This window comes from Kitasatospora sp. NPDC093102 (genome assembly GCF_040683915.1).
Lineage (GTDB): Bacteria > Actinomycetota > Actinomycetes > Streptomycetales > Streptomycetaceae > Kitasatospora.
Window position 1 is genome coordinate 247,287 of sequence record NZ_JBFBFA010000001.1, and the last position, 22,570, is coordinate 269,856.

Annotated in this window: 22 protein-coding genes; 14 read left to right on the forward strand and 8 right to left on the reverse strand. The window is 74.5% G+C overall.

What is annotated here, in order from left to right; genetic code table 11:
• Nucleotides 1–43 precede the first annotated feature (43 nt).
• Entirely contained in the window at nt 44–862 is an 819-nt protein-coding gene (locus tag AB0O11_RS01130) for a TetR family transcriptional regulator (RefSeq protein WP_363380392.1), read from the reverse strand.
• Nucleotides 863–1,043: 181 nt separating this feature from the next.
• On the opposite strand from AB0O11_RS01130, the gene AB0O11_RS01135 reads away from it, so the two are divergent.
• Nucleotides 1,044–1,613 carry an N-acetyltransferase gene (locus tag AB0O11_RS01135; protein WP_363380394.1) on the forward strand — a complete coding sequence of 190 codons (570 nt, stop codon included), beginning with the start codon at nt 1,044–1,046 and terminating at the stop codon, nt 1,611–1,613.
• Nucleotides 1,614–1,661: 48 nt separating this feature from the next.
• On the opposite strand, the gene AB0O11_RS01140 is transcribed toward AB0O11_RS01135, so the two are convergent.
• The gene (locus AB0O11_RS01140; RefSeq protein WP_363380397.1) at nt 1,662–2,141 is read right to left on the reverse strand and encodes a macro domain-containing protein; all 480 of its coding nucleotides are present in this window, start codon (nt 2,139–2,141) and stop codon (nt 1,662–1,664) included.
• Nucleotides 2,142–2,150: 9 nt separating this feature from the next.
• Nucleotides 2,151–3,467 carry an MFS transporter gene (locus AB0O11_RS01145; RefSeq protein WP_363380399.1) on the reverse strand — a complete coding sequence of 439 codons (1,317 nt, stop codon included), beginning with the start codon at nt 3,465–3,467 and terminating at the stop codon, nt 2,151–2,153.
• A 113-nt stretch (nt 3,468–3,580) separates the two neighbouring features.
• Here AB0O11_RS01145 and AB0O11_RS01150 point away from each other — a divergent pair, with 113 nt between their 5' ends.
• Nucleotides 3,581–4,591, forward strand: coding sequence for a LysR family transcriptional regulator (locus tag AB0O11_RS01150; RefSeq protein ID WP_363380401.1), 1,011 nt, complete (start codon nt 3,581–3,583; stop codon nt 4,589–4,591).
• A gap of 130 nt (nt 4,592–4,721) precedes the next feature.
• Here AB0O11_RS01150 and AB0O11_RS01155 read toward each other — a convergent pair whose 3' ends face one another.
• Nucleotides 4,722–5,336: a YceI family protein gene (locus AB0O11_RS01155; protein ID WP_363380403.1), complete on the reverse strand. Its 615-nt coding sequence runs from the start codon at nt 5,334–5,336 to the stop codon at nt 4,722–4,724.
• Between the two features lie 183 nt (nt 5,337–5,519).
• On the opposite strand from AB0O11_RS01155, the gene AB0O11_RS01160 reads away from it, so the two are divergent.
• The 8 genes from AB0O11_RS01160 (at nt 5,520) to AB0O11_RS01195 (ending at nt 13,439) form a co-directional block, all read left to right on the forward strand.
• The gene (locus tag AB0O11_RS01160; RefSeq protein ID WP_363380405.1) at nt 5,520–8,759 is read left to right on the forward strand and encodes an SNF2-related protein; all 3,240 of its coding nucleotides are present in this window, start codon (nt 5,520–5,522) and stop codon (nt 8,757–8,759) included.
• Entirely contained in the window at nt 8,756–8,974 is a 219-nt protein-coding gene (locus tag AB0O11_RS01165) for a hypothetical protein (RefSeq protein WP_363380407.1), read from the forward strand. The genes AB0O11_RS01160 and AB0O11_RS01165 overlap by 4 nt, the downstream gene beginning before the upstream one ends.
• A gap of 108 nt (nt 8,975–9,082) precedes the next feature.
• Nucleotides 9,083–9,949, forward strand: coding sequence for an RNA polymerase sigma-70 factor (locus AB0O11_RS01170; RefSeq protein WP_363381245.1), 867 nt, complete (start codon nt 9,083–9,085; stop codon nt 9,947–9,949).
• Nucleotides 9,950–9,983: 34 nt separating this feature from the next.
• Nucleotides 9,984–11,081 carry a MerR family transcriptional regulator gene (locus tag AB0O11_RS01175; protein ID WP_363380410.1) on the forward strand — a complete coding sequence of 366 codons (1,098 nt, stop codon included), beginning with the start codon at nt 9,984–9,986 and terminating at the stop codon, nt 11,079–11,081.
• Nucleotides 11,082–11,145: 64 nt separating this feature from the next.
• Nucleotides 11,146–11,949, forward strand: coding sequence for an alpha/beta fold hydrolase (locus AB0O11_RS01180; protein ID WP_363380412.1), 804 nt, complete (start codon nt 11,146–11,148; stop codon nt 11,947–11,949).
• A 93-nt stretch (nt 11,950–12,042) separates the two neighbouring features.
• Nucleotides 12,043–12,450, forward strand: coding sequence for a helix-turn-helix transcriptional regulator (locus AB0O11_RS01185; protein ID WP_363380415.1), 408 nt, complete (start codon nt 12,043–12,045; stop codon nt 12,448–12,450).
• A gap of 2 nt (nt 12,451–12,452) precedes the next feature.
• Complete coding sequence (locus AB0O11_RS01190) at nt 12,453–12,968, forward strand: hypothetical protein (RefSeq protein WP_363380416.1); 516 nt, start codon at nt 12,453–12,455, stop codon at nt 12,966–12,968.
• Between the two features lie 117 nt (nt 12,969–13,085).
• Complete coding sequence (locus AB0O11_RS01195; RefSeq protein WP_363380419.1) at nt 13,086–13,439, forward strand: DUF2516 family protein; 354 nt, start codon at nt 13,086–13,088, stop codon at nt 13,437–13,439.
• Nucleotides 13,440–13,544: 105 nt separating this feature from the next.
• Here AB0O11_RS01195 and AB0O11_RS01200 read toward each other — a convergent pair whose 3' ends face one another.
• On the reverse strand, nt 13,545–15,035 hold the full coding sequence (locus AB0O11_RS01200) for a SpoIIE family protein phosphatase (protein ID WP_363380422.1): 1,491 nt from the start codon (nt 15,033–15,035) through the stop codon (nt 13,545–13,547).
• Nucleotides 15,036–15,270: 235 nt separating this feature from the next.
• Between AB0O11_RS01200 and AB0O11_RS01205 the strand changes: the two genes are divergently transcribed.
• Nucleotides 15,271–15,834, forward strand: coding sequence for an O-acetyl-ADP-ribose deacetylase (locus tag AB0O11_RS01205; protein ID WP_363380425.1), 564 nt, complete (start codon nt 15,271–15,273; stop codon nt 15,832–15,834).
• A 149-nt stretch (nt 15,835–15,983) separates the two neighbouring features.
• On the opposite strand, the gene AB0O11_RS01210 is transcribed toward AB0O11_RS01205, so the two are convergent.
• Nucleotides 15,984–16,817, reverse strand: a complete 834-nt coding sequence (locus AB0O11_RS01210) for a class I SAM-dependent methyltransferase (protein ID WP_363380427.1) — start codon at nt 16,815–16,817, stop codon at nt 15,984–15,986.
• A gap of 213 nt (nt 16,818–17,030) precedes the next feature.
• Here AB0O11_RS01210 and mshA point away from each other — a divergent pair, with 213 nt between their 5' ends.
• Nucleotides 17,031–18,404, forward strand: coding sequence for a D-inositol-3-phosphate glycosyltransferase (gene mshA / locus AB0O11_RS01215; protein ID WP_363380429.1), 1,374 nt, complete (start codon nt 17,031–17,033; stop codon nt 18,402–18,404).
• A 70-nt stretch (nt 18,405–18,474) separates the two neighbouring features.
• Complete coding sequence (locus tag AB0O11_RS01220) at nt 18,475–19,011, forward strand: YbjN domain-containing protein (protein WP_363380432.1); 537 nt, start codon at nt 18,475–18,477, stop codon at nt 19,009–19,011.
• A 9-nt stretch (nt 19,012–19,020) separates the two neighbouring features.
• Here AB0O11_RS01220 and AB0O11_RS01225 read toward each other — a convergent pair whose 3' ends face one another.
• On the reverse strand, nt 19,021–20,340 hold the full coding sequence (locus AB0O11_RS01225) for an MFS transporter (protein ID WP_363380435.1): 1,320 nt from the start codon (nt 20,338–20,340) through the stop codon (nt 19,021–19,023).
• A gap of 149 nt (nt 20,341–20,489) precedes the next feature.
• Here AB0O11_RS01225 and AB0O11_RS01230 point away from each other — a divergent pair, with 149 nt between their 5' ends.
• A complete protein-coding gene (locus AB0O11_RS01230; protein ID WP_363380437.1) occupies nt 20,490–21,248 on the forward strand; it encodes a phosphoglyceromutase in 759 nt (252 codons plus the stop codon).
• A gap of 81 nt (nt 21,249–21,329) precedes the next feature.
• Here the strand turns inward: AB0O11_RS01230 and AB0O11_RS01235 are convergent, their stop codons facing one another.
• Nucleotides 21,330–22,568 (reverse strand): site-specific integrase, encoded by a 1,239-nt coding sequence (locus AB0O11_RS01235; RefSeq protein ID WP_363380439.1) that lies wholly within the window; start codon nt 22,566–22,568, stop codon nt 21,330–21,332.
• Nucleotides 22,569–22,570 lie beyond the last annotated feature (2 nt).

The window sequence follows — 22,570 nt, forward strand, 5'->3', positions numbered from 1 at the left end:
GTCCGTGCGCGGGCCGGCCTCCTCGCCGTCCTTGTGGCGGGCGCTACTTGACCGCCGTCCTGCCGATGGTGGGCAGGATGAAGTCCTGGATCAGGCCCTTGGCGTCGCGGACGATCGGCCGGAAGACCCGGTAGCGGGACAGGTTGATCACCCGGGCCGCGAGCGGCGTCGAGCGGCGGACGAACTCCCTGGTCCGCTCGGTGTCCGGAGTGCGGTCGAAGACCCAGTAGAGCACCACGATCATCAGGTACAGCCAGAGCACGTCCGGCAGCAGCTCGACCAGTTCGGCGTCCAGCTTGGGCGCCAGCTCCGAGCCCTGGAGCACGTCGCGGAACAGCTCGACCGCGGTCGCCCGGGCGGGGTGGGACTCGTTGGAGAACGGGCTCAGCGAGCTGGTCGGGTCGGCGGCGGTGCGGAAGAACTGCGCGGAGAACTCGTGGTACGGCGCGGCCGTGTCGAGCCAGGAGGTCAGGGCGATCTGCAACCGCTCGGAGAAGTCCCGGGTGTGGGCCATGCGGCGCTTGGCGTCGGCCGCGTGGTCGTAGGTCATCCGGTCGTAGAACCCCTGGATCAGGAATTCCTTCGCCGCGAAGTAGTAGTACGCGTTGCCCACCGAGACACCGGCCTCGGTGGCGATCGCGCGCATGGTCGTCTTCTCGTAGCCCCGCTCCTGGAACAGCCGCATGGCCGTCTCCAGGATCAGTGCCCGGGTCGCCTCACTCTTGTCGGTCTTCGGCTGTGCCCGGCCGCCGGGCAGGGGCCCGCCCTCCGGTCCGGGCCCGCCCTCCGGTCCGGGCGCGGCCGGAGCCCCGGCCGCGCCGTTCTCGCCGTCCGTTCGGTTCGTCGATGCCAGGTCGTCCACGAGCACGAGCCTAGCCGGAGACGACGTTCCACCCGGTGTCGGTGTTCGTGGCACCGGATGCCCCCTCCGCATCCGGTGCCACGGCGACCCCCCTTGTTTCGAACGCGTTCAAAAGCTCGGTAGAACTGTAGACGTATCGGTTGAACATGTTCAACTCCATTCTCTGTGGGAGGCTGGTCACATGATCAGTTCAGGGCAGATCGTCATCCGGCGCGGCGGAGTGCAGGACGCCGAGTCCGTCGCCGAGCTGCATGCCCACAGCTGGCGCACCGCCTACCAGGGGATCGTCCCGGAGGAGGGGCTGGGCGACGGGATGGTCGCCCAGCGGCGCGAGCTGTGGAAACTGCGCCTGGAGGCCGACTACGGGGAGCCGGGGAACGCCCCCGAGCTCCTGGTGGCCGAACGGGCCGGTGTGACGGTCGGGTTCATCTACCTCGTCCCGCAGCCGGACGGCGGGGTGCTGATCGACAACCTGCACGTGCGCCCCGGCCTGAACGGTGGCGGCATCGGCCGCGAGCTGCTGACCGCGGCCCGCACCCATGTCGCCGAGCGGCACCCCGGGGCCGAACTCTCCCTGGAGGTGCTGCGGGACAACACCCGCGCGATCGCCTTCTACGAGCGCGAGGGCGCCGAGCGGGTCCGGGCGCAGGAGGGTGAGTTCCCCGGCGGATTCCTGCTGCCCGAGTACGTGTACGCGTGGCCGGCCGCGCGCGTGGCGGTCGGGTCCGAACGGCCGGACCGGTCGAAGTAGCCGAAGTGATCGGGTCGGTGGGGTGGTGGAAGGGGTCGGGGCGTCCGGTCAGCCGAGGTCGTAGACGGTCACCGGGACGCCCCGAGCCGTCAGCCGGGCGGTGACCAGCGGCTCGACCCGCTCCCAGCGCCCGCCCGCCAGGCCGCAGCCGATCCGCGGCATGTGGACGGAGGCGCCGAGCCGGAGCGCGTCCTCGCCGAGCGAGGCCAGCCCGGTGTCGATCGCCTCGTAGCGCACCGGAACCCCGCTGGAGCGCCCCGTCCGAATGCCGTGCTGGCCGACCAGGTTGGCCACCCAGACGTACGGACCGACCGGCACCAGCTGGACGGCGCCGAGGCCGAAGTCGTTCTTCGCCCGCTCCCGGTGCCAGCGTCGGTACGCGGCCTCGGGCTCGGGCCAGCGTCTGGAGAGTGCGAGCACGAAGCCCTTGCCCCAGCCGCCGAGGTCGTTGCAGATGTGCGCGATCACCTTCACGCCCTTGCCCTGGGGCGCGGTGGCATCGCCTCGGACGTAGGTGATTTCCGCCATGCCTCGAAGTTAGACGGTGGCACTGACAATCTGCTCGGCATTTTCCGGCGCCCCGCCCGGCGCCTCGCCCGGCGCCTCGCCCGGCGCCCCGCCCGGCGCGCCGGCCCCGGACGCCCGTCCCGTCAGGTGCCGCCGCCCCGCCAGCGCGATCAGCAGCGCGAGCCCGGCGGCCGCGGCGGGCAGAGCGTAGCCGGTGCCCGGAGCGGCCTGCTCGGCGACCGTCCCGGCGAGCGCCGCCCCGGCCGAGATGCCGACCACGATGCCGGACACCGCCATCGCCATCCCCTCGTTGAACTGCCGCTGCGGCAGCAGCTCCTGGACCAGCGTCATCCCGGTCACCATGGTCGGCGCGGTGGCGGTGCCGGCCGCGAACAGCGCCACGCCGAGCAGTCCGAGCCCGGCCCCGCCCAGCCCGGCGATGAGCGGCAGCAGCAGCACCGCGGCCATCGCCGTGGTGCAGAGCAGGAAGCGGGTGCCGGGCGTCCGGCGGGACGTCAGCAGGCCGAACAGCAGCCCGGCCACGCAGGAGCCGCCCGCGACCAGGGCCAGCAGCAGGCCGGCCGCCGCCTTGTGGCCGAGCGCGTCGGCGTACGCCACGGTGGTGATCTCGGTCGCGCCGAAGACCATGCCGGTCGCCAGGAAGGTCAGCACCAGTACCCGCAGTCCGGGTGCCCGCAGCGGCGAGCCGTGCCTCTGGTCGGTGGACTCCCGGACGGGCAGCGGGGGTTCGGTGCGCCGCTGGGCGGCGAACAGCAGGGCGCCGACGGTGCCGAGGGCGCCCGTGGTGAGCAGTCCGGCCTCCGGGGCGAGCGTGGTGCAGAGCAGCATCGCGAGCACCGGCCCGGCCATGAAGCAGAGTTCGTCCAGCGCCTGCTCGAAGGAGTTGGCCAAGTGCCGCGCGGCCGGGTCGTCCCGGTGCAGGTGCGCCCAGCGGGAGCGGGCCATGCCGCCGAGGTTGGGCATGGCAGAGCAGGCCGCGGAGCTGAGGAAGAGCGTCCAGTCGGGCGTGCCGAGGTGGACGCAGAGCAGCAGGGCGGCCATCGGAACGGCGCTGTACAGCGCAGCCGGCACCGTCACCCGCGCCTGCCCGTACCGGTCCACCAGCCGTCCGATCAGCGGCATCCCGATCGCGCCGGTGACCAGCCCGATCGCCGAGACCGCCCCGGCCAGCCCGTACGAGCCGCGCCGCTCGGAGAGCAGCACCACCAGTGAGACGCCGTACATCGACAGCGCCAGCCGGCCGAGCAGCCCGGCCAGGGTGAAGGCGGCGGTGCCGGGGGCCGCGAACAGCCGCCGGTAGGAGGCGAGGAAGGCGCGCGAGGGCATCGTGTTCCTGTGAGCAGGGGGAGGGGGGTGCCCACAGCCTGGTGCCGTCGGCGGGCAACCGTCCAACACCTACTTCGCCGCACTCACAACACGCTGTTGTTAATCTGCCGCCCATGCCCCGTGACCTGCACCCCCGACTGCTGCGCGGCTTCGTCGCGACCGCCGAGACCCTGCACTTCGGCCGTGCCGCCGAGCGGCTGCACATCGCCCAGCAGGCGCTCAGCCGGGACGTCCGGACCCTGGAGGGGCTGCTCGGCGACGCGCTGTTCAGCCGCAGCACCCGCAGCGTCGAACTCACCCCGGCCGGGCAACGGTTGCTGCCCCGGGCGCGCCGGTTCCTGGCCCTGCACGACGAGATCCTCACCGACGCGGCTTCCGGAGCCGGGGCTGGCGCCCGGCCGCTGCTGCTCGACCTCAACAGCGACGTCACCGGCCCGGACCTCACCGCCGACCGGGTGCTCGAACGGGCCCGCGCAGCCTGGCCGGAGGGCGAGCTGCTGGCCCGCTTCCACGGCGGACTGGCCGCGGCCGCCGCCGAACTGCTGGCCCACCGGCTGGACGCCTCCTTCGGCCGCTTCGCCGGGCTACCCGCCCCGGTGCGCGGTCAACTCGTCCAGCTGCCGGTGCGGTTGGAGCGGATCGCGGTGATGATGGCGGACACCCACCCGCTCGCCGGCCGCCCCGTACTGCGCCTGGCCGACCTGGCCGGGCACCCCGTCGACATCTGCGCGGGCAACCCGGCCACCACCGAGTGGGCCGACCTCGGCACCCGACTGCTGCGCGAGCACGGCCTGACGGCGGCCGCGCCGTACGTGCCGCCGGTGGGCGTGGACGAGACCGCCCGCTACCTCGCCCGGCACGGCGATCCGATGCTGACCACGGTCGGCGGCCCGCGGATCCCGGGGACGGTGACCGTGCCGCTGGTGGAGCCGGTGCCGCTGAGTCCGGTCAGCCTGGTGCACCGGCCCGGCGATCGTCACCCGGGGTTGCGGGCGGTGACCGCGGCGGCGGTCGCGCTCGGTGCGGCCGAAGGCTGGCTGCACCGCCCGCCGGGCAGCTGGCTGCCCGCGGCGGACGCGGCGCTGCTGCCGCCGGGGCAGGCGAAGCTGCTGCCGCCGGGGTAGTCGAAGCTGCTGTCGTAGGGGCGGGCGAAGCTGCCGCAGGGTGAGTCGGGGCTGCCGCGGGACAGACGGAACCGCCCCTGCCCCGGGGGGACGGGCAGGGGCGGTGCTCGTGGGGGCCGGATCGCCCGGCTCAGGCCGCCTTGACGGCGGAGATGTCGAAGCTGAGCTTGACCTTCTCGCCGATCAGCACGCCGCCGGTCTCCAGCGCCGCGTTGTAGGTCAGGCCGAACTCGGTGCGGTCGACGACGGCCTTGCCCTCGAAGCCGACCCGCTGGGCGCCGTACGCGTCGGTGGCGCTGCCGGTGTACTCCAGGTCCAGCACGACCGGGCGGGTGGTGCCCTTGATGGTGAGGTCGCCGGTCATCCGGTAGGAGTCGCCGCCCAGCAGCTGGGCGGAGGTGCTGCGGAAGTGGATCTCCGGGTGGGTCTCGACGGCGAAGAAGTCGCCGGTGCGCAGGTGCTCGTCGCGCTGGGCCTGGTTGGTGTCGATGCTCCCGACCTTGATCACCAGCTCCGCCGAGGAGTTGCCCGGGTGGGTCCCGTCCAGGTGCAGGTTGCCGTCGTACTCGGTGAAGCGGCCCTTGACGTTGGTGACCATCGCGTGGCGGACCGAGAAGCCGATCTCGCTGTGGGTGTTGTCGATCGTCCAGTCGCCGGTCAGGTGGGCGAGGTCCGGGCCGGCCGGGGTCTGGACGGCGGTCGCGGCGGGGGCGGTGACGGTCTTGGTGCGGTTGAACAGGCCCATGGCTTCCTCCTTGGTCCGAAGCCATTTGTTTAGGCTTCAACTTGTTGGCTTCAGCGTAGGGCAACTTCGTTCAACTTTCAACCAGAACTCCCGGGCTTCCCTCGAACGGCTCAGCGGACCGGCCCTGTCGGCCCTCCCGGTTAGGCTGCGAAGGACGGTCCCACCCCGCCCGGAAGGCCCCCGATGTTCGTCCTGCACGCGCTCTGGCGGGCGGACGGGCAGCTGGCGCTCTGGGCCGAGGACGCCCGCGCCCACCCCGCCGTCGCCGAACCGCGCCCCGGCGCCCCGGTCCCGCGCGCCCACCCCTACGCCTGCCCGGCCGGCGAGTTGGCCGCCGTGCTCGGCGGCATCGGCCCGGGCCTCGGCTGGCTCGCCGGGCAGGCTCCCGAGCGCTGGGCCACCCTGCTGCTGCCCACCGTCGGCACCCTCCCCGCGCCCTCGCCCGACCTGCCGGTCACCCCACCGCGCGGCGCTGCGGTCCTCACCCCCTGGCGGGTGCCGGCACTGCTCTTCGACGCAGGGGCCGCTGCCCAGCTGCTCGGCGAGGTCTTCGACCCGGTCTGGGCCGTCACCGGCTCCGACCTGCCCGGCACCGGGCGGGTCGAGGTGGTCCACGGCCCCTCGTTGCGCTGGCTCACCGGGGTGCACGACCTCGCCTGGCGGGCGGTCGGCCGGGGCCGGGTGCTGCCGCTGCCCTCCCTCCCCGCCCGCCCTCGGGCAGGAGGGGCCCAGGCCGCCGAGGGCCGCCCGCAGGCCCGGTGGCGGCCCGACCTCACCCCGGCCGGGCGCCGCGAGGCCGCCGCCCTGGCCGCCGGCTGCCCGCCCGTCCTGCTGGGGGAGTGGCCGCACGGGGCCGGCAGTGGCGAGGCGCTGCTGGGCGCCGCCCTGGGCGCGCTGGTGGACGCCGAGGCCCGCGCCGCACTGGCGGACACCCCCTTCCCGCCGCCGGGCGAGGCCGGGACCGTCGCCGAGCGCTGGCTGCACGCCCTCGGCACCCCCGACGGCGGGATCGACGGCGCCCCGCCCGAGGAGGTCGCCGAACTGCGCCACCGGCTCGGCGCCTGGTACGCCGCCGCCGAGCCCGTCGACCCGGCGCTGCGGCTCTGCTTCCGCCTGGTCGAGCCGCTCGGCCCCGACCCGGACGACCCGCAGGGCCGCCCCTCCGACGACGCCTGGCAGCTGGAGTTCCTGCTCCAGGCCGTGGACGAGCCCTCCCTGCTGGTCCGCGCCGCCGACCTGCACGAGGGCGGCGCCGCCCACGCCGCGCTCGCCCGCAAGGCCGACGACCCGGCCGACGTCCTGGTCGCCGAACTCGCCCGCGCCGCCCACCGGTGGCCCGCCCTGGACGGGCTGCGCCACCGCTCCCGCCCGTCCGCGCTGCCGCTGGACCGCACCGGCGCGCTGGACTTCCTGCGCACCGCCGCGCCCGCCCTCGCCGAGGGCGGCTTCGGGGTGCTGCTGCCCGCCTGGTGGCGCCGCCGCCCCCGGCTCGGGCTCGCCCTGCGGGCCACCACCCCGCCCGCGCCCGGCTCGCTCGCGGTCACCGGTCAGGTGGACCGGGATGCCGTGGTCGCCTTCCGCTGGCAGGCCGCGCTCGGTCCGGAGGGGGATCCGCTCACCGAGCAGGAGCTGGCCGAACTCGCTTCCGCCAAACAGGAGCTGGTTCGGGTGCGCGGCACCTGGCTGGAGGCCGACCCGGCGCAGATCGCCGCCGCGCTCGCCTTCCTCGCCGACCGGCGCGACGGCGTGCTCGCCGCCACCGAGCTGCTGCGGCTCGCCCTCGACCCGGAGGCGACGGTCGCCGGGCTGCCGGTCACCTCGGTGCGCGCGGACGGTCCGCTCGGCGAGCTGCTCGCCGGGCAGGCCGGCGCCGCCCCGGCACCGGAGCTGCCGCCGGACTTCCGGGCCGTGCTGCGCCCGTACCAGGAGCGCGGACTGGCCTGGTTGCGGACCATGTCCGGGCTCGGCCTCGGCGCCGTGCTGGCCGACGACATGGGCCTCGGCAAGACCGTCCAGACCCTCGCCCTGCTCGCCTCCGAGAAGACCTCCGAGAGGGCCTCCGAGAGGGCCTTCGAGAAGACCTCAGAGGAGGGATCCGAGAGGGGTTCCGAACGCTCCGAGGGCGCCAACGGCCCCACCCTGCTGGTCTGCCCGATGTCCCTGGTCGGCAACTGGCAGCGCGAAGCCGAGCGCTTCGCCCCCGGCCTGCGGCGGTACGTCCACCACGGAGCCGGCCGCCTCGGCGCGGAGCAACTCGCCGAAGCCGTACGGGGCGTGGACCTGGTCATCACCACCTACGGGCTGGTCCAGCGCGACCTCGCCGCCCTGCGCGCGATCCGCTGGCGCCGGGTGGTCGCCGACGAGGCCCAGCACATCAAGAACACCGGCACCGCACAGTCCCGGGCGATCCGCGCGCTGCCCGTCACCCGGCACCGGATCGCGCTCACCGGCACCCCGGTGGAGAACCGGCTCGCCGAACTGCACGCCGTCCTGGACTTCGCCAACCCCGGCCTGCTCGGGCCGGCCGAGCGCTTCAAGGAACGCTACGCGATCCCGGTCGAGCTGCACCGAAACCCCGAGCGCACCGCCGAACTCCGGCGCCGCACCGCGCCGTTCGTGCTCCGCCGGGTCAAGTCCGACCCGGCGGTGGCGGCCGAGCTGCCCGAAAAGCAGGAGATGACCGTCTGGTGCAACCTCACCGCCGAGCAGGCCGGCCTCTACCAGGCCGTGGTCGCCGACCTCCTGCGGCGGGTCGAGGGCGTCCGGGGCGTGGAGCGGCGCGGCACGGTGCTGGCCGCGATCGGCAAGCTCAAGCAGGTCTGCAACCACCCGGCCCAACTGCTGCACGACGGCTCGGCGGTGGGCGGGCGTTCGGGCAAGGTCGCCCGGCTGGCCGAACTGCTGGAGGAGGCGCTGGCCGAGGGCGACCGGACACTGGTCTTCACCCAGTACGCCGAGTTCGGCACGATGCTCCGGCCGTACCTGGAGCGCCGGCTCGGCGAGGAGGTGCTCCACCTGCACGGCGGCCTGCCCCGGGCGCGCCGCGAGGAGCTGGTCGAACGCTTCCAGTCCCCGGACGGGCCGCGGGTGTTCCTGCTCTCGCTGCGGGCCGGCGGCACCGGCCTCAACCTGACCGCCGCCAACCAGGTGATCCACCTGGACCGTTGGTGGAATCCGGCGGTCGAGGAGCAGGCCACCGACCGCGCCTTCCGGATCGGCCAGCGCCGGGACGTCCAGGTCCGCCGACTGGTCTGCGTCGGCACCGTCGAGGAGCGGATCGACGAACTCCTCGCCGCCAAGCGTTCGTTGGCCCAGACGGTGGTGGGCGAGGGGGAGCGCTGGCTCACCGACCTGCCGGTCGAGGCGCTGCGCGAACTGGTCGCCCTCACCCGGGAGGACGCCGTGGCCGAGGAGGACGCATGACCGGTGAACCGAAACCGCTGACCGACGAACCGAAGCCGCCCGTGGTCAACGTCGCCGCCTACTGGCGCGGCGACTTCACCCTGCACCCCGCCCCGCCCGAGGAGGACGGTCCGGACGAGCCCTCGCTGCGCCGCCTCGGACGCTCCGGCATCACCGTGCACGGCCGCGACCTCGCCGCCCTGCTCGCCCCCGCCTACGAGGCCTTCCGGGGCTGAGCGCGGTGGCTACCGTGCGGTAGCGTCGCGCGGGTGACCGACACCCACGGGACCGGGCCGACCGGCGGGGCCGCGCGGACCGACGACACCCGACCGGCCGACCCCCGGCTGGCCGACTTCGAGCAGCACCGGCGGATGGTCTTCGGCATCGCCTACCGGATGCTCGGCAGCGTCGCCGACGCCGAGGACCTGGTCCAGGACACCTGGCTGCGCTGGAGCGGCGTCACCGGCCCGGTCGCCGGCCCCGGCGGCTTCCTGGCCCGTACGGTCACCAACCTCGCGCTCAACAAGCTGGACTCGGCCGCCGCCCGCCGCGAGTCCTACGTCGGCCCCTGGCTGCCCGAGCCGCTGGTCACCGAGCCGGACGCGACCGACGGTGTCGAGCGGGCCGAGACCGTCTCGGTCGCCCTGCTGGTGGTGCTGGAGAGCCTGTCGCCGTTGGAGCGGGCGGTGTTCGTGCTCAAGGAGGCCTTCGGCTTCTCCTACCAGGAGATCGCCGCGGCCCTGGACCGCACCGAGGCCGCCTGCCGCCAGGTCGGCAGCCGGGCCCGGGCGCACGTGCGCGCCCGCAGGCCGCGCTACGACGCCCCGCCCGAGCTGCGCCGCCGGGTCACCGACGAGTTCCTGGCGGCCTGCGTCGGCGGCGACCTCAACCGGATGCTGGAACTGCTCGCGCCCGACGTCACCGGCTGGACGGACGGCGGCGGGGTGATCCGCGCCGCGTTGCGGCCGGTCACCGGCGCCGAGAACGTCGCCCGCTTCGTCCTCGGGGTGCTCCGCCGGCTCGGCGAGGGCGCCGGTGCCCGTCCGGTCCTGGTCAACGGCGAGCCCGGCGTGCTGGTCACCGTGGACGGAGCGGTCGACTCCGTCTCGGTGTTCGACTTCGCCGAGCAGCCCGACGGCACCGTGCGGATCTCCGAGATCCGCGCTGTCCGCAACCCGCGCAAGCTGGCCCACCTCGCCGACCCGGCTTGACCCTCGACCAGGTCGAGCCCGCAGAGTCACCGGCATGGAGAGCGAGCTGCACAGCATCGGCGAACTGGCCCGCGCCAGCGGCCTGGGCGTCGGCACCCTGCGCTACTACGACGGCGCCGAGGTGCTCACTCCCGCCTGGGTCGACCCGCAGACCGGCTACCGCTGGTACCGGCCCGGCCAGCTCGCCGACGCCCGGCTGCTGGCCCGGCTGCGCCGGGTCGGCCTGCCGCTGGCCGGCATCCGGGCCGTGCTCGGCGCCGCACCCGGCAGCGGCGAGGCCCGGCAGGTGCTCGACGCGCACCTGCGCCGGCTGGAGGACGGTCTCGCCGACGCCCGCCGCGAGCTCTCCCTGATCCACGCGATGATCGACCAGAGGGAGCAGCCGATGACCACCACCCCCGCCGGACTCCGGCTCACCGTCCCGGCCGAGGGCCTCGCGGCCGCCCTGGACGCGGTCCGCTTCGCGGTCTGTGCGGACCCGGAGCTGCCCTCGCTCGCCGGCGTGCTCTTCGAGCCGGACGGACCGGTACTGCGCCTGGTCGCCACCGACCGCTACCGGATGGCCTTCGCCGAGGTGCCCGCCGCCGGCGACACGCCCGAGCGGCCGGTGGCCGGCACGGTCGTCCCGAAAGCGCTGGTGGACGCGCTACGCGCGCTGCTCGGCGCGGGGGCGGCGGAGGCGGCACTCACCCTCGGCGGCGGGGTGGTCCGGGCCGAGGCCGGGGAGCACCGGATCGAGGGCGCCGCCCTGGACTTCGACTACCCCGACCACCGGGCCGTCACCCGGCTCGAACCGGAGCACCGGATCACGCTGCCCGCCGCCGAACTGCGCGCCGCGGTGGAGACCGGCACCACCCGCACCCTGCCCTCCGGCCCGGACGGCGCCGACTGCGAGGTCACCGTCCTGACCCTGACCGGGGACGGCCTCCTGACGGTCGCCGACGACCCGGCCCCCGAGGGCTACCGGGTGGCCGTCAACCGGGACTTCCTGCTCGACGCCCTCGACGCCGGGCGGCCCGAGCAGCTGCTCCTCGAACTCGGCGGCCCGATCGCCCCGCTGGCCGTGCGCACCCCCGGCCGGGCGGGCACCTTCTCCGTCCTGATGCCGATCCGGCTGCCCGAGTCCGCCTGAGCGGCCAGTGGCCCCGCGGGGCCCGACCGGCCGGGCCCGGCGGGGCCTCTGGAAGGATCACCGCATGAGCCTGCACACCGATCCGCCCGCCGCCGAGGTCCACGTCCCCGCCCCCGGCGGCGGCCGGCTGTGGGCGGAGCGCCGCGGCACCGGCAGCCCGGTGGTGCTGCTGCACGGCTCCGGCATGGACTCCCGGCTGTGGGACGCCGTCGCCCCGGCGCTCTCCCGGCACCACGACGTGATCCGCTACGACGCCCGCGGCCTCGGCCGCTCCAGCGCGCCGGAGCAGGACTTCGACGACGTCGCGGACCTGGGCGCCGTACTGGACCACTTCGGTCTGCGCAGCGCCGCACTGGTCGGCCTGAGCATGGGCGGGGAGACCGCGCTGGACTTCGCCCTCGCCCACCCCGGCCGGGTCGCCGCGCTCGGCCTGGTCGGTGCCTCGGTCAGCGGCCACGACTGGCCGCCGTCCCCGGAGACCACCGCCTACGCCGAGGCCCGGCGGCGCGGCGACGCGGCTGCCCTGGCCGAGCTGGAACTCTCCGTCTGGGCCGCCATGGGCCGCGACGCACCGGGCGGCGAGCTGATCGCGGCGATGGTCGAGGAGAACGCGCACCGCCGGATCGTCAGCGAGCACCACCTCGCGGGCGCCCCGGCCCGGGCGGCCGAGCCGCTCCTCGGCACCGTCACCGCACCCACCCTGGTCGTCCACGGCGACCGCGACCACCCGGAGATCGCGGCGATCGCCCGGCGGCTGGCCGCAGACATCCCCGGCGCCCGCGGCCACCTCGTCCCGGACGCCGACCACTACCTCCCGCTGCGCTCCCCCGAACGGCTCACCGGCCTCCTCCTGCGCCATCTGGCCTGATCACCCGCCTGCCGGCCCCCCGCCCACCCCGACACGTTTGCTGTCGCTAGCACCTTGCTTGCATTTGCAAGCGGGGTGTTGCAGGCTGTCCGCATGGCCTCACTGAACGTCGGCTCGCTGGGCGAGTACATCCGCGAGCAGCGCCGGAACGCCCAGTACTCGCTGCGGCAGCTGGCGGAGGCCGCCGGCGTGTCCAACCCGTACCTCAGCCAGATCGAGCGCGGGCTGCGCAAGCCGAGCGCGGAGATCCTCCAGCAGATCGCCAAGGCGCTGCGGATCTCGGCGGAGACGCTGTACGTCCAGGCCGGGATCCTGGAGGAGCGGCGGGGCGAGGGCCTGGAGCTACGGGCCTCGATCCTGGCCGATCCACTGATCAACGAGCAGCAGAAGCAGGCGCTGCTCGCGGTCTACGACGCCTTCCTCAAGGAGAACGCCGCGTCGGCCTCCGGTGTGACGGCCGACGGCCCAGCCATCCAGAACAGCCACCGGGAGGACCGGTAACCATGCCCATCACCGACGAGATCAAGAAGACCCTCAGCGACCCGACCCCGCTGTACGCCCTGGCCGGCGCCGGGGACCTCGCGTACGAGAAGCTGTGCGAGGTGCCGGGCCGGGTCGAGGCGCTGGCGGCGGACCGCAAGGGCGCGCAGGAGAGGGCCGCGGCCAGGCTCCAGGAGGCGCAGTCGCTGCTGACCGGGGCGCAGGCCAAGGTCACCGAGACCGTCACCACCCTGCCGACCGACCTCAAGGCCCTTCAGGAGCGAGCCCAGGCCTTCGCCCTGCAGCAGGTGGCCCGCGCGGCCGAGCTGGCGGTGAGGGCCAAGGAGACGTACGACGAGCTGGCCGAGCGCGGCAAGATCGTGGTGGACAAGGCCCGCCCGGGCACGCCGGACGAGGCCGACCGGCACGAGCTGACCGCGGAGCCCGTCGAGACCGAACCTGCGGCGGAGAGCGACAACGAGTCCGCTACGAGGAAGTCCGCCAAGGCCCGCAAGGATGCCGCCGACGCCGCGGAGTGAGCCCGTGTGCCTCAGGGCACATCCGGTGACCGTGGGACGTTGACCTCGTTGCGTACGGTCGTCGTGCCAGGATGGACGGCGGGCGCAGCGCCGGAGCCGAGAGCAGAGGAGATCGAGATGGTCGGAGTGTTGCAGATTCTGGCCTTTTCCTATCTGAACCCGATCTGGTGGGCGACCGTCGCCATCCTCGCCTACAAGCTGTTCGCCCTGGCCGACGCGGCCACCCGCCGGGAGGACGCCTACCGGGCGGCCGACAAGAAGACCAAGGGCTTCTGGGTGGCGATCCTGGCGATCTCCTTCGGCTGGGACTTCCTGTTCGGGGTGAACTTCTTCACCGGCATCGGGACCCTGGCCGGTCTGGTCGCCTCGATCGTCTACGTGGTGGACGTCCGCCCGGCGATCCGGGCGCTGACCGGCGGCGGTGGCGGTCGGGGCGGTCGGAGCAACACCGGTCCGTACGGCCCCTGGTAGGAGCGGCAGCGGACAACGCGGCGGCCCGGGCGGGGAGTTCACCCGCCCGGGCCGCTCCGTGCCCGCCCGCCTGCGTGTTCGCCTGCGTGCCCGCCTGCGCGTCCGTCAGCCCAGGATCAGCTGCACCGGGTTGCGCTCCAGCAGCAGCACCGCGACGTCGTCGGTCAGCGCGCCGCCGTTCAGCTCCTCGACCTCGGCGATGGCGCTGTCGACCAGCCGCCCCCTGGTCAGCCCGGCGGCCTGGTGGTCGCCGATCAGGTCCGCGAGCCCGTCCTGGCCCAGCCGGCGCGACCCGGCTCCGACCCGGCCCTCGATCAGTCCGTCGGTGTAGAGCAACAGCCGCCAGCCGGCCGGCAGTTCGACCTCGTGGGCGGGCCAGGCGGCCTGCCCGTCGTGGCACGGCAACAGGCCGAGCGCGGGGCCGGCGAGGTCGGCGGGCAGGGTGATCGGCCCGTGGTCCCGGCCGAGCAGCAGTGGCGCCGGGTGCCCGGCGAGGTAGAGCCGGGCCCGCTCGCCGGCGCCGAGCGCGTCGGGGCCGCTGCCGGCGGCGGGCTCGATGACCAGCATGCAGAGCGTCGCGAAGATCTCGTCGCTGCGCCGCTCGTGCTCCAGCACGTGCTGGAGGGTGGTGAGCAGGGCCTCGCCGGTGAGGCCCGCGAAGACCAGGGTGCGCCACGCTATCCGGAGCGCGACGCCGAGCGCGGCCTCGTCCGGGCCGTGGCCGCAGACGTCGCCGATCACGACGTGGACGGTGCCGTCGTCGGTGCGCACGGCGTCGTAGAAGTCGCCGCCGAGCAGTGCGCGGCGGCGGCCGGGCCGGTAGCGCCGGGTGAAGGAGAGCCCGGCGCCGTCGAGCAGCGGGGTGGGCAGCAGGTGGCGCTGGAGGCGGGCGTTCTCCTGGCCGCGCAGCTCCGCCTCGACCAGGCGGCGCTGGGACTCGTCGGCGCGCTTGCGCTCGACGGCGTAGCGCAGGGCGCGGGCGAGCAGCGGGCCGTCCGTCTCGTGCTTGAGCAGGAAGTCCTGGGCGCCGGCGGCGACGGCGGCTGCGCCGAGTTCGGCTCCGGCGGCGTCGGTGAGCACGACGACCGGGGTGTGCGGAGCCCGGCGGAGCAGCTCGTGCAGGCCCTCCAGCCCGTCCGAGGAGTCGGACGGGTGCGGCAGGTCGGCGGGCGCGGCGAGGTCGAGCAGCACGCAGCCGAACTCGGGGGTGCGGGAACGCCCGCGCCGGGCCCAGGGCGTGGGCGGGGCGAGCAGTTCGGTGGCCTGGTCCAGTCCGCGGGCCCAGTGGATCTCGATCGAGGCGCCGCTGTCGGCCGCCGCGGCCTTGATCAGCTGGGCGTCCGAGGCGTCGTCCTCGATGACCAGCAGCCGCAGCGGCGTGCCGTCGGCCGGCCCGTCCGCCGCAGGGCCTCCCGGTTCCGGGATGTGGGACGGGTGGGAGGCGTGCGCGGCCCGCGAGCGGGGGTGGGGTATCGGGGGAGTCGCCGTGGCCGGTCCGGTCATGGCGTGGTTGCGGGCATGGCCGACGGGGGCGCCGTCATGGGCGCCCGCCAGGTCCGCGGCACCAGGTGCCCGCCCGTCTCCCGTTGCGGGCATCGGTGGTTCCTCCCTTTCCCTGACTGCGTAACGGTCGGCGTCCGTCCGCAGTGCCCGCCTGGCACCGCGCGTCGGGGAACTTCTCGCGACCATAACGTGATCTCCGGGGATTTCTCTGGCCGACCGGCGCCGTTGTGGTTATTGCCACGCCGGTGGCGGTGTGGTGACTGGACTCGGACGACGACTCGGTTCCCGTCCCGGCAGTGGCCGGGCGGCCCGGGGGAGGGAGCTGGCGATGGTGGAGCGGATCACCCTGGTGAAGGGTGACATCACGGAACAGCCGGTGGACGCGGTGGTGAACGCCGCCAACTCGTCCCTGCTGGGCGGTGGCGGGGTGGACGGCGCGATCCACCGCAGGGGCGGGCCGCAGATCCTGGAGGAGTGCCGCCGGCTGCGGGCCTCGCACTGGGGCAAGGGGCTCCCCACCGGTCGGGCGGTGGCGACGACGGCCGGGCGGCTGCCGGCCCGGTGGGTGGTGCACACCGTCGGGCCGGTGTACCGGGCGGAGGAGTACGAGGAGCGGGCGGAGCTGCTGGCCTCCTGCTATCGCGAGTCGCTGCGCACCGCGGCGGCGCTCGGCGCGCGCACGGTGGCCTTCCCGGCCGTGTCGGCCGGGATCTACGGCTGGCCGCCGGCGGACGCGGCCCGGATCGCGCTCGGCACCGTCGCGGAGGTGCTGGACGGCGGTGACGCGGAGGCGGGGGCGGAGCTGGCGGAGGTGCGGTTCGTGCTGTTCGGGTCGGAGATGTACGAGGTGTTCGAACGGGTCCGGCGGGAGCTGTCCGAGCGGGACGGCTGACGGCGGGCTGGGCGCGGTGCCGACCGGGCGGCGTGTGGTGTCGCCGCTCGGCCGGGTCCATCGTGGCGTGCGGAGGCGTCAACACGCCAGAGATATTCGATAACTCGTTCGAGTGAATGCATCGGGTCGCTCACCTGCTCCCGCGGCGGCTACGGCGCGAGCGCCGACCAGGGCACCGTGACCTCGCCCTGCCGCCACCGCCCGCGCGCGTCCACCAGCGGCCAGCTGCCCGCCAGCGCCGTGCAGGCCGCCACCCAGCGCTGCCGGGCCCCGAACGCCCCGTACGGCGCGGCCGCCGCCCAGGCCCGGTCGAACTCGGTCAGGAAGGCGTGCACCGGCCGCCCCGGCACGTTGTGGTGGATCAGCGCCTTCGGCAGCCGCTCGGCCAGGTCGGAGGGCTGGCCCAGGCCGCCCAGCCGGGCCGCGAAGGTCACCGTCCGGGGCCCCTCCGGGCCGAGCGCGACCCAGACGTGCCGCCGCCCGATCTCGTCGCAGGTGCCCTCGACCAGCAGCCCGTCCGGGGCGAGCCGTGCGCACAGCCGCTCCCACACGCCGGCGACCGCCGACTCGTCGTACTGCCGCAGCACGTTGGCGGCCCGGATCAGCTGGGCCGGCGCGCCGCCGTCCAGCGGCACCTCGAAGCCCCCGCGCCGGAAGGTGAGCAGCGGCGGCTCGGCGTACGGCACCGCGGCGGCGACCCGCTCCGGCTCGATCTCGATCCCGACCACCCGGACGTCCGGCCGAACCGTGCGCAGCCGCCCGGCCAGCTCGACGGCGGTCCACGGCGCGGCGCCGTAGCCGAGGTCCACCGCGACCGGTGGGCGCTCGGCGCCGCGCAGCGCGCGGCCGAGCGTGTGGGCGATCCAGCGGTCCATCCGGCGCAGCCGGTTGGTGTTGGTGGTGCCCCGGGTGACCGTCCCCACCGGGCGCCCGGTCCGTCCGCGGGCGGGCGCGGTGGTTGCGGGGTCGAAGGAGGCAGCCATGCCCAGAAGGGTAGTCGGGCCCTCGGCGGTACCGTGCTGACCTGGGGCGATGGCGACCGCTCCGGCCGGTGGGCCGGGGCGGGAATGCCGGACGCGGTCCGTGTGGTTGGCACACTGGCGGTGATGTGTGCCCGGACGGGGCAGCGCACACCGGACAACGGGCGGCCCGGCGCGGACCGCCTCGACGGGCCGCACAGAGGAGGCTTCAGCCAGGTGATCCAGCACCCCGTCCGTTCGGTACGCCGTGCCCAGCCCGCCGCCCCCGCGCGCGGCCGGCTCCAGTCGCTCGTCCCCGGCCGCCGCCGCCCGCGCCGGATAGCGATGTTGAGCGTCCACACCTCGCCGCTGCACCAGCCCGGCACCGGGGACGCCGGCGGGATGAACGTCTACATCGTCGAGCTGGCCAAGCGCCTGGCCGAGCTCAACATCGAGGTCGAGGTGTTCACCCGGTCGATCTGCTCGGACGACGCGCCGACGGTCGAGCTGGCCCCGGGCGTACTCGTCCGCCACGTCACCGCCGGGCCGTACGAGGGCCTGGTCAAGGAGGACCTGCCGGCCCAGCTGTGCGCCTTCACCCACGGGGTGCTGCGGACGGAGGCGGGCCACCGCCCGGGCCACTACGACCTGGTGCACTCGCACTACTGGCTCTCCGGGCAGGTCGGCTGGCTGGCCGCGCAGCGCTGGGGGGTGCCGCTGGTGCACACCATGCACACCATGGCGAAGGTCAAGAACGCCGCGCTGGCCGCGGGTGACACGCCCGAGCCCGCGGCCCGGGTGATCGGGGAGACCCAGGTGGTGGAGGCGGCCGACCGGCTGATCGCCAACACCACCGAGGAGGCCGCAGAGCTGGCGCTGCACTACGCTGCCCGGCCGGAGCAGCTGGCCGTCGTCCACCCCGGGGTCAACCTGGACGTCTTCCGCCCCGGCGGGCCGGGGACGCCCGCCGCCGCGCGGGCCCGGCTGGGCCTGCCGCAGGACGCCGCGGTGCTGCTGTTCGCCGGCCGGATCCAGCCGCTGAAGGCCCCGGACGTGCTGCTGCGGGCGGTCGCCGCACTGCTGGGCCGCCGCCCGGAGCTGCGCGAGCGCCTGGTGGTGCCGGTGGTCGGCGGGCCCTCCGGCACCGGACTGGCCCGGCCGGAGAGCCTGCACAAGCTCGCCGCCCAGCTGGGCATCTGCGACGTGGTGCGGTTCCACCCGCCGGTCGGCCAGCCGCAGCTCGCGGACTGGTACCAGGCGGCGACGGCGCTGGTGATGCCCTCGTACAGCGAGTCCTTCGGGCTGGTCGCGCTGGAGGCGCAGGCCTGCGGCACCCCCGTGGTGGCGGCCGCGGTCGGCGGTCTGCCGGTCGCGGTGCGGGACGGCGAGACCGGCACCCTGGTGCCCGGCCACGACCCGCTGGAGTGGTCGTACGCGCTGGAGCCCTACATCACCGACCGGGGCCTGGCGGCCCGGCGCGGCGAGGCGGCGGCCCGGCACGCGTCCGGCTTCGGCTGGGACACCGCCGCGGCGACCACGGCCGAGGTGTACGCCGGCAGCATGGCCCGCCCGGCCGGCCGACTGGCCGCGGCCCGTCGACGGCTGGCCTGAGGCTGCGCCTGCCCGGGCCCGGCCGGCCTGGGGCTGCGCCCGCCCGGTACCGGCGAGTAACGTCACCCCCATGGCAATCCGCACCAAGGACGAGGCCCTGACCCTCCTGCGCACCGCCCTGGACGACGCCGGGGTGGCCTGGGAGCCGGCCGCCACCGACCCGTACACGCTGGTGGCGGCCCTCCCGGGCACCCGGAAGCTGAGCACCGCCTGCGCCCTGCGGGTCGGCGACCACACCCTGTCGGTGAACGCCTTCGTGATCCGCCGGCCGGACGAGAACCACGAGGCCGTCTACCGCTGGCTGCTGGAGCGCAACACCCGGCTGTACGGCGTCGGGTACGCGGTCGACGCGCTCGGCGACGTCTACCTGGCGGGCCGGCTGCCGCTGGAGGCGCTCACCCCGCAGGTCGTGGACCGGCTGCTCGGGACGGTGCTGGAGAACGCGGACGAGCCGTTCAACACCCTGCTGGAGCTGGGCTTCGCCACGGCGATCCGGCGCGAGTGGGAGTGGCGGACCAAGCGCGGGGAGTCCACCCGCAACCTGGCCGCCTTCGCCCACCTGGCCGCGCCGGCGACCCCGCAGGCGGACGCCCCGGACGCCGGCTGACCCGTCCGGTCAGGCGCCCGCCGGAGCCTTCCCGGCCTGCTCCACCGCGGGCGCCCGGGCCTCGGACGCGGGCGCCGGGACCTCCGCCACCACGGGGCGGCGGCGCCCCGCCACACCGGTGCGGCGGGCCAGCACGACGTACCCGAGCGCGGCGACCGTCCCGACCGCCCCGCAGGCCGTCCAGAGCACGGCCGGCCCGCCGTGCTGGAGCAGCAGCCCGCCGCCCGCCGGGCCGAGGAACGAGGCGAGCGACCAGGAGAGGCTGTGCACGCCCTGGTAGCGGCCGCGCCCGTGGGTCGGCGCCAGCTCGGCGACCAGGCCCATCATCACCGGCGTGTTCAGGATCTCGCCGACCGTCCAGACCGCCACCGAGAGCGCGAACAGCCAGGCCGAGGACCCGGCCAGCGCGGCCAGCCCGAAGCCCCAGCCGGTGAGCAGGCAGCTGGCGATCAGCAGCCCGGTCCGCGAGCGGCCCTCCATCCACCGGGTGAGCGGGATCTGGAGGACCACGATCAGCAGCCCGTTCAGCCCGATGACCAGGCCGTACTCGGTGGAGGTGATGCCGGAGGCGCCCATGTCCACGGCCAGCGTGGTGCTGCCCTGCTGGAAGACCAGCGCGAGCAGCAGGGTCAGCCCGACCAGCGCCATGAAGGGGGCGTCCCGGAACACCGACAGCAGACTGACCTGCGGTTCGGCGGAGCCCGACGCCTGGCCGGGGGAAGGCCTGGTCTCCGGAATCCGGACGAAGATCACCACCGCGCAGACCAGGGTGGTGAGCGCGTCCAGCAGGAAGAGCGTGAGGTAGCCGTGGGAGGCGATCAGGCCGGCCACCGCGGCCGAGAGGCCGAAGCCGATGTTGATCGCCCAGTAGTTCAGCGAGTACGCGCGGACCCGGTCCTCGGCCGGGACGAGGTCGGCGATGATCGCCGCGGTGGGCGGCCGGGTGGCGTTGTTGCACAGGCCCACCAGGAAGACCACCGCGGCGATCGCCACCTGGCCGTCCGTGAAGCCGAGCACGGCGGTGAACAGCGCGGTGCCCAGCTGGGCGGCGACCAGCGTGGGGCGGCGCCCGATCCGGTCGGTCAGCACACCCGCGAGGATCGCCGCGACGGCCGAGCCGAGCCCGAACAGCGAGGCCACCAGGCCCGCGTAGGAGGCCGAGTACCCCCGCTCGGCGGTCAGGTAGAACGCCAGGAAGGTGACGACGAAGGCCCCGAGCTTGTTCACCAGCGTGCTCACCCAGAGCCACCAGAACTGCCGCGGCAGCCCGCCCACCGTCTCGTGCAGGAGTCTTCGCAGCCGGGGGTTGGCGGCCAGGGCGACGAGCATGTGGGGGCTCCCGGGGGTGGGCGTCCGCTGAGCGGTGCGGCAGGCCCGGTCAGCCGACGCATGTAAGTGTCAGATGCGCGGAGCACACATTACACACCGGCCTAAGGTCCCCACCAGGGGTTTTTCGACCCCCCACTAAGCTGGGGGTCATGGCTGACACGACGTACCGACTCATCCTGCTCCGCCACGGCGAGAGCCAGTGGAACCAGAAGAACCTGTTCACCGGTTGGGTCGATGTCGACCTCAACGAGAAGGGCGAGAAGGAGGCCGCCCGCGGTGGCGAGCTCCTGGCCGCCGAGGGTCTGCTTCCCGACGTGGTGCACACCTCGCTGCTGCGCCGCGCCATCCGCACCTCCCAGATCGCCCTGGACAAGGCCGACCGGCACTGGATCCCGGTCAACCGCAGCTGGCGGCTGAACGAGCGCCACTACGGCGCGCTGCAGGGCAAGGACAAGGCCCAGACCCTGGCCGAGTTCGGCGAGGAGCAGTTCCAGCTGTGGCGCCGCTCGTACGACACCCCGCCGCCGGTGCTGGCCGACGACGCCGAGTACTCGCAGGCCGCCGACCCGCGCTACGCCGAGATCCCCAGCGAGCTGCGTCCGCGCACCGAGTGCCTGAAGGACGTCGTCGAGCGGATGCTCCCGTACTGGTACGACGCCATCGTGCCGGACCTCGCCGCCGGCCGGACCGTCCTGGTCACCGCCCACGGCAACAGCCTGCGTGCGCTGGTCAAGCACCTCGACGGCATCTCCGACGAGGCCATCGCCGGCCTGAACATCCCGACCGGCATCCCGCTGGTGTACGAGCTGGACGCCGACTTCAAGCCCGTCGCCCAGGGCGGCCGCTACCTCGACCCGGACGCCGCCGCGGCCGCCATCGAGGCGGTCAAGAACCAGGGCAAGAAGTAATCAGCCTGGCGATACGGCCCCTGACCTGCCCGTATGGCGCAGATCAGGGGCCGTCGTCATTCCCGGGCCGCCTGTGGGCCGTCAGCCTTCGTGATCTTGAGGCTTGAAGACCTCTTCGATCGCCTTCCGGGCCCGGCGCCGGCTGTCCGGCATCAGGTGGGCGTAGACCCGCAGTGTCAGCCCCGGATCGGCGTGGCCCAGGTACTCGCTCACCGCCTTGATGCTCTCCCCGGCGTCCAGCAGCACCGATGCGAAGAAGTGCCGGAGCGCGTGCATGCCGTGCTCCCGGGCGGACGCGTAGGACTCGCCCTTGCCCGGCGTCGGGATGACCCCAGCGGCGGCCAGCGCGGGCTTCCAGTGGTCCTCGTTCAGCATGCCGCGCCAGACGATCGAGTCGGACAGGCTGGTGAAGATCAGGCGCTTCGTCACCGGCGGTCCGCCCACCTTCATCCACGGCAGCGTGATCTCCACCGCCGGGAACCGCTCCATGTGGGCCCTGAGCGCGTCGGCCACCGGCCGGGGAAGCGGCACGCTCCGCAGCGTCCCGCCCTTCGGCGGCGCGAAGACCGGCTTGCTCCGGCTCAGCTTGAGCTGTTGGGTGACGTGCATCGTGTCGGCGTCGAAGTCCAGCGCGTCCACGGCCAGGCCGAGGATCTCGCCCTGCCGCAACCCGCAGCCGGCGCCGACGTCGACGGTCGTCCGGTACCGCTCCGTCATGGCCTCCCGGACGGCGAAGACCCGCTCCGGCTCCCACGGGACGACCCGCCGAGCCCCGACGGCCGGCGGGCGCACTGTGCGGGCGACGCACGGGTTCCTGAGCAGGATGCCGTCGTCCACGGCGGCGCTCAGTACGGCGCGGACGTTGGAGAAGATGACCCGGGCGTACGAGCCGGACATGCCGGAGGTCTCCAGCTCGGCGACGAACTCCCGGATGTGGCTGGGCTGGAACGACGCGAGCGGCCGGGCCCCGATCCGCGGGAAGGCGTGCCGCCGGAGCTGCGACTGCATCGAGGCCTGCGTGTTGGGGTCGCTGGTCTGGCTCCTCAGCCAGTGCTCGGCGAACTCCTGGAACGTGGTCTTCGCCGTCGCCGGGTCGAGGTACTGGCCACGCGACATGTCGGCCTCGATCCGGGCCAGCCACTCCTCCGCCTGCCGCTTCTGCCGGTCGGGGAAGCTCTTGCTCTTCTCGGTGCCGTCCGGGGCGACGTAGCGGGCCCGGTAGCGCTTGCCCGTGCCGTAGCGGTCGGTGCGGACGCGCCGCGGCTTGCCGTCGGGGCCGGGCTCGGTCTTGTACCAGCGGTCTTGGATGTGTCCGGCCATGG

Excerpts from the sequence above, each read along its gene's own strand:
- AB0O11_RS01135 (WP_363380394.1), top strand. The coding sequence starts at position 1,044 with ATGATCAGTTCAGGGCAGATCGTCATCCGGCGCGGCGGAGTGCAGGAC.
- AB0O11_RS01140 (WP_363380397.1), bottom strand. The coding sequence starts at position 2,141 with ATGGCGGAAATCACCTACGTCCGAGGCGATGCCACCGCGCCCCAGGGC.
- AB0O11_RS01145 (WP_363380399.1), bottom strand. The coding sequence starts at position 3,467 with ATGCCCTCGCGCGCCTTCCTCGCCTCCTACCGGCGGCTGTTCGCGGCC.
- AB0O11_RS01150 (WP_363380401.1), top strand. The coding sequence starts at position 3,581 with ATGCCCCGTGACCTGCACCCCCGACTGCTGCGCGGCTTCGTCGCGACC.
- AB0O11_RS01155 (WP_363380403.1), bottom strand. The coding sequence starts at position 5,336 with ATGGGCCTGTTCAACCGCACCAAGACCGTCACCGCCCCCGCCGCGACC.
- AB0O11_RS01160 (WP_363380405.1), top strand. The coding sequence starts at position 5,520 with ATGTTCGTCCTGCACGCGCTCTGGCGGGCGGACGGGCAGCTGGCGCTC.
- AB0O11_RS01165 (WP_363380407.1), top strand. The coding sequence starts at position 8,756 with ATGACCGGTGAACCGAAACCGCTGACCGACGAACCGAAGCCGCCCGTG.
- AB0O11_RS01175 (WP_363380410.1), top strand. The coding sequence starts at position 9,984 with ATGGAGAGCGAGCTGCACAGCATCGGCGAACTGGCCCGCGCCAGCGGC.
- AB0O11_RS01180 (WP_363380412.1), top strand. The coding sequence starts at position 11,146 with ATGAGCCTGCACACCGATCCGCCCGCCGCCGAGGTCCACGTCCCCGCC.
- AB0O11_RS01185 (WP_363380415.1), top strand. The coding sequence starts at position 12,043 with ATGGCCTCACTGAACGTCGGCTCGCTGGGCGAGTACATCCGCGAGCAG.
- AB0O11_RS01190 (WP_363380416.1), top strand. The coding sequence starts at position 12,453 with ATGCCCATCACCGACGAGATCAAGAAGACCCTCAGCGACCCGACCCCG.
- AB0O11_RS01195 (WP_363380419.1), top strand. The coding sequence starts at position 13,086 with ATGGTCGGAGTGTTGCAGATTCTGGCCTTTTCCTATCTGAACCCGATC.
- AB0O11_RS01200 (WP_363380422.1), bottom strand. The coding sequence starts at position 15,035 with ATGCCCGCAACGGGAGACGGGCGGGCACCTGGTGCCGCGGACCTGGCG.
- AB0O11_RS01205 (WP_363380425.1), top strand. The coding sequence starts at position 15,271 with ATGGTGGAGCGGATCACCCTGGTGAAGGGTGACATCACGGAACAGCCG.
- AB0O11_RS01210 (WP_363380427.1), bottom strand. The coding sequence starts at position 16,817 with ATGGCTGCCTCCTTCGACCCCGCAACCACCGCGCCCGCCCGCGGACGG.
- AB0O11_RS01220 (WP_363380432.1), top strand. The coding sequence starts at position 18,475 with ATGGCAATCCGCACCAAGGACGAGGCCCTGACCCTCCTGCGCACCGCC.
- AB0O11_RS01225 (WP_363380435.1), bottom strand. The coding sequence starts at position 20,340 with ATGCTCGTCGCCCTGGCCGCCAACCCCCGGCTGCGAAGACTCCTGCAC.
- AB0O11_RS01230 (WP_363380437.1), top strand. The coding sequence starts at position 20,490 with ATGGCTGACACGACGTACCGACTCATCCTGCTCCGCCACGGCGAGAGC.
- AB0O11_RS01235 (WP_363380439.1), bottom strand. The coding sequence starts at position 22,568 with ATGGCCGGACACATCCAAGACCGCTGGTACAAGACCGAGCCCGGCCCC.